Annotated in this window: 6 protein-coding genes; 3 read left to right on the top strand and 3 right to left on the bottom strand. The window is 68.8% G+C overall.

Features of this window, described 5'->3' with window-relative positions; translation table 11 throughout:
- Positions 1-202 precede the first annotated feature (202 nt).
- The 3 genes from ACZ63H_RS38410 to ACZ63H_RS38400 all read left to right on the top strand — a co-directional run bounded on the left by ACZ63H_RS38410 (position 203) and on the right by ACZ63H_RS38400 (position 2,317).
- Entirely contained in the window at positions 203-1,084 is an 882-nt protein-coding gene (locus ACZ63H_RS38410; protein WP_469873090.1) for a hypothetical protein, read from the top strand.
- A complete protein-coding gene (locus ACZ63H_RS38405) occupies positions 1,081-1,425 on the top strand; it encodes a hypothetical protein (protein WP_469873091.1) in 345 nt (114 codons plus the stop codon). The genes ACZ63H_RS38410 and ACZ63H_RS38405 overlap by 4 nt, the downstream gene beginning before the upstream one ends.
- A 718-nt stretch (positions 1,426-2,143) precedes the next feature.
- The gene (locus ACZ63H_RS38400) at positions 2,144-2,317 is read left to right on the top strand and encodes a hypothetical protein (protein WP_469873092.1); all 174 of its coding nucleotides are present in this window, start codon (positions 2,144-2,146) and stop codon (positions 2,315-2,317) included.
- A 36-nt stretch (positions 2,318-2,353) separates the two neighbouring features.
- On the opposite strand, the gene ACZ63H_RS38395 is transcribed toward ACZ63H_RS38400, so the two are convergent.
- The 3 genes from ACZ63H_RS38395 to ACZ63H_RS38385 all read right to left on the bottom strand — a co-directional run bounded on the left by ACZ63H_RS38395 (position 2,354) and on the right by ACZ63H_RS38385 (position 4,468).
- On the bottom strand, positions 2,354-2,527 hold the full coding sequence (locus ACZ63H_RS38395) for a hypothetical protein (protein ID WP_469873092.1): 174 nt from the start codon (positions 2,525-2,527) through the stop codon (positions 2,354-2,356).
- Positions 2,528-3,245: 718 nt separating this feature from the next.
- On the bottom strand, positions 3,246-3,590 hold the full coding sequence (locus tag ACZ63H_RS38390) for a hypothetical protein (RefSeq protein WP_469873091.1): 345 nt from the start codon (positions 3,588-3,590) through the stop codon (positions 3,246-3,248).
- Entirely contained in the window at positions 3,587-4,468 is an 882-nt protein-coding gene (locus ACZ63H_RS38385; RefSeq protein WP_469873090.1) for a hypothetical protein, read from the bottom strand. The genes ACZ63H_RS38390 and ACZ63H_RS38385 overlap by 4 nt, the downstream gene beginning before the upstream one ends.
- Positions 4,469-4,670 lie beyond the last annotated feature (202 nt).

The raw sequence follows: 4,670 nt of genomic DNA, 5'->3' as shown, positions 1-4,670 counted from the left end.
TGCGGCGGGACGGGAGATCGGACGTTACCGGCATCGCGAACTCGTCAGCCACGCAGTTTCCGCACCGTAACCAGCAGTTACGGGACAACCTCTAGGTAGAGAAGCCTCATTCGCCTTGACACCGCTGGAGTTCCACGTGAACACGCCGCCCCGACGAGATCCAACTTCCCTGCAGGACCGCGTTCGTGCAGCTTCTGAGTCTATGGAGCAGACTCTCGAGTCGTTCCACGCAGAGATAGACGGTACCGACGACCCCAGGCTCTGCCATCGCGAGCATCTGATCCATCTGGCAGTCCAAGTGATCGAGGAGTTCCGCAAGTACAAGCACGAACTAACAGCTGTGCTGGCAGAACTGCCGCCGGAGGAAGGAGAGACGCAGTCCTCAGCTGAGGACCTGGCGAAGAAAATCTTCGGGCCCCGTCGCTGTGCCAAATTCCTCGCACTCATTCTGCTGCAGTTGGATGCCGTGCTCAGGCGGCCACACGTGCTGGTCGTGTTCCATCCACATGTACATGTAGCGTTCCTCGCACGGAACGCCGCACTTGAGGGCGACGCTGAGGTTGTCGACGCGTTCACCAAAGACGTACTGGGCCGGCACCCCGGCCGCTGGCGCGGAGCCGTGGAGATGGCCCTGTTAGGGGACTGGGTCGACCTGTTGGCATGCAGAGACGGTGCTTTCTACGTCAAGGACGTGCTCAAGCGTGAGGCGAAGGAGCACCACAGGCAGCTGCAGCCGCTGTGGGAGCGGAAGGCAAGGGGGAAGTCGACCCTCCTGCTGGGGCAGCCGGTTGACGCGACCCGAACCGTCGAAGACCTGCTGGTCGATCACCGCACCCCCGAACAGAAGCTGCTGTCCAACGAGCTCGACACGCGGATCGCTTCGGTGCTGAAGGCGATGCGACCTGCCGAGCAGGCCCTCGCCCTGGAGTGGTCAGCGGCCCGCGACTCCTGGGGTTCGGTAGCCAGCGAACTCAGCTACGAGCGACAGTTCGGAGACAGGGTGCGGCGCAAGCTCAAGAGACTGGGCGACCGCCACATGGACCGGGCCGCGGCGGCAGACCGCACCGCACGGAGACTGAAGTGAACATACTCTCCGCCGCGCTGCCCGAATTCCTCGGGAGCCTGTGCGCCACACTCATCGTGGCGCTGGCCGGCTGGATGAAACGCCGCTGGCGCCGACAGGCCCGCACGCAGGACACCACGCTGAGTCCTGCGACCGGTGAGACCGGCCGGGCCGGTGCCATGGACCGCCCCGGCCCGGCCGCTGACCAACGTCAGCCAGCCGATCCGACATCCAGGACTTCGGCGATCCCGCTCGCCACGCTGCAGGTGCCCCAGCACGAAGCGCCGAACGCTGTGATCGGCGCAGCGCTGTCCAGGGGCGGGGCCTCGGCCACGGCGTCAACGGCGAGCACCTCTTCGTGAAGGCGATTGGACAGCTCCGCCATGACGCCGGGCAGCCGGCGGGAGGCGGCGACCGCGGTGAAGAAGCCTGGTCAGAAGGCCGCCCTCGAGTTCCTGGTCCACCGAGGCGACTACCAACCCGTGGTCGACGGCTGGCTGTCGCAGGCCCTCGCCAACCACTTGGGCCACTACGCCGACCCGGCCACTCGCACGGCCGCCGCCGACTCGCTGCCCGACCGGGTGAGGGCCCACGCCGCCCTGCTCGCCGCGCTCACCCGCCTTCACGCCCCGGACGCCGACGGCGAGCTGGGGTTCGCCGACCGCCTCGCCCAGGACGACCCGGCCGCCACCCACGCGCTCGCCGCCTGGCTGGAGCACCGCCTCGTGCCTTCCAGTCCGGCGGGTGCGACAGTGCGCGGTGAGCCCGGCCGACCGCGTGGTGGCCTCCTGGGTGGAGGTGACCGGCTGCGGCACCCGCTACGAGGACCTGACGGCCGACGGCCAGGTCCACGTCGACTACACGCCGCCGCTGGGGGAGCCCTGGTTCGAGGGAGGACGACCCCGACTACAACCCGGTCTGCGCCTACCCGCGCCCGCCGAAGCAGTGGTGCGACGCATACATCGGATGTCGCCTCTGCGGGCAGTGCCGCGCACCGCACGTCTGGCTACCGCTCCCGAACTGATCACCAGCACCCGTGCCCGGGGCAGCGCCCAGCCCCGGGCACGGCATAGTGCCGGGGTGACCACGACACCGGACCGTCTGGACCTGCCCGCCCGCCGGCGCCGCAACGCGCGGCTGATCGCCGCCCTGACCCAGCTGATCGGCGCCTGCGCCGAAGCGGCGGGCGCCGTCTACCAGCCGATCGCCGCCGCCCCGCACACCCAGGAGGCCGTGGAGGCCCTGTGCTCGTGAAGATCCGGCAGGGGGACATGTCCCCCTGCCGGATCTTCACGAGCACAGGGCCTCCACGGCCTCCTGGGTGTGCGGGGCGGCGGCGATCGGCTGGTAGACGGCGCCCGCCGCTTCGGCGCAGGCGCCGATCAGCTGGGTCAGGGCGGCGATCAGCCGCGCGTTGCGGCGCCGGCGGGCGGGCAGGTCCAGACGGTCCGGTGTCGTGGTCACCCCGGCACTATGCCGTGCCCGGGGCTGGGCGCTGCCCCGGGCACGGGTGCTGGTGATCAGTTCGGGAGCGGTAGCCAGACGTGCGGTGCGCGGCACTGCCCGCAGAGGCGACATCCGATGTATGCGTCGCACCACTGCTTCGGCGGGCGCGGGTAGGCGCAGACCGGGTTGTAGTCGGGGTCGTCCTCCCTCGAACCAGGGCTCCCCCAGCGGCGGCGTGTAGTCGACGTGGACCTGGCCGTCGGCCGTCAGGTCCTCGTAGCGGGTGCCGCAGCCGGTCACCTCCACCCAGGAGGCCACCACGCGGTCGGCCGGGCTCACCGCGCACTGTCGCACCCGCCGGACTGGAAGGCACGAGGCGGTGCTCCAGCCAGGCGGCGAGCGCGTGGGTGGCGGCCGGGTCGTCCTGGGCGAGGCGGTCGGCGAACCCCAGCTCGCCGTCGGCGTCCGGGGCGTGAAGGCGGGTGAGCGCGGCGAGCAGGGCGGCGTGGGCCCTCACCCGGTCGGGCAGCGAGTCGGCGGCGGCCGTGCGAGTGGCCGGGTCGGCGTAGTGGCCCAAGTGGTTGGCGAGGGCCTGCGACAGCCAGCCGTCGACCACGGGTTGGTAGTCGCCTCGGTGGACCAGGAACTCGAGGGCGGCCTTCTGACCAGGCTTCTTCACCGCGGTCGCCGCCTCCCGCCGGCTGCCCGGCGTCATGGCGGAGCTGTCCAATCGCCTTCACGAAGAGGTGCTCGCCGTTGACGCCGTGGCCGAGGCCCCGCCCCTGGACAGCGCTGCGCCGATCACAGCGTTCGGCGCTTCGTGCTGGGGCACCTGCAGCGTGGCGAGCGGGATCGCCGAAGTCCTGGATGTCGGATCGGCTGGCTGACGTTGGTCAGCGGCCGGGCCGGGGCGGTCCATGGCACCGGCCCGGCCGGTCTCACCGGTCGCAGGACTCAGCGTGGTGTCCTGCGTGCGGGCCTGTCGGCGCCAGCGGCGTTTCATCCAGCCGGCCAGCGCCACGATGAGTGTGGCGCACAGGCTCCCGAGGAATTCGGGCAGCGCGGCGGAGAGTATGTTCACTTCAGTCTCCGTGCGGTGCGGTCTGCCGCCGCGGCCCGGTCCATGTGGCGGTCGCCCAGTCTCTTGAGCTTGCGCCGCACCCTGTCTCCGAACTGTCGCTCGTAGCTGAGTTCGCTGGCTACCGAACCCCAGGAGTCGCGGGCCGCTGACCACTCCAGGGCGAGGGCCTGCTCGGCAGGTCGCATCGCCTTCAGCACCGAAGCGATCCGCGTGTCGAGCTCGTTGGACAGCAGCTTCTGTTCGGGGGTGCGGTGATCGACCAGCAGGTCTTCGACGGTTCGGGTCGCGTCAACCGGCTGCCCCAGCAGGAGGGTCGACTTCCCCCTTGCCTTCCGCTCCCACAGCGGCTGCAGCTGCCTGTGGTGCTCCTTCGCCTCACGCTTGAGCACGTCCTTGACGTAGAAAGCACCGTCTCTGCATGCCAACAGGTCGACCCAGTCCCCTAACAGGGCCATCTCCACGGCTCCGCGCCAGCGGCCGGGGTGCCGGCCCAGTACGTCTTTGGTGAACGCGTCGACAACCTCAGCGTCGCCCTCAAGTGCGGCGTTCCGTGCGAGGAACGCTACATGTACATGTGGATGGAACACGACCAGCACGTGTGGCCGCCTGAGCACGGCATCCAACTGCAGCAGAATGAGTGCGAGGAATTTGGCACAGCGACGGGGCCCGAAGATTTTCTTCGCCAGGTCCTCAGCTGAGGACTGCGTCTCTCCTTCCTCCGGCGGCAGTTCTGCCAGCACAGCTGTTAGTTCGTGCTTGTACTTGCGGAACTCCTCGATCACTTGGACTGCCAGATGGATCAGATGCTCGCGATGGCAGAGCCTGGGGTCGTCGGTACCGTCTATCTCTGCGTGGAACGACTCGAGAGTCTGCTCCATAGACTCAGAAGCTGCACGAACGCGGTCCTGCAGGGAAGTTGGATCTCGTCGGGGCGGCGTGTTCACGTGGAACTCCAGCGGTGTCAAGGCGAATGAGGCTTCTCTACCTAGAGGTTGTCCCGTAACTGCTGGTTACGGTGCGGAAACTGCGTGGCTGACGAGTTCGCGATGCCGGTAACGTCCGATCTCCCGTCCCGCCGCA

The sequence above is a fragment of the Streptomyces sp. NPDC104831 genome (assembly GCF_055583025.1).
The sequence above is the reverse complement of the archived record's forward strand: the minus strand, read 5'-3'. Positions and strand labels throughout refer to the sequence as shown.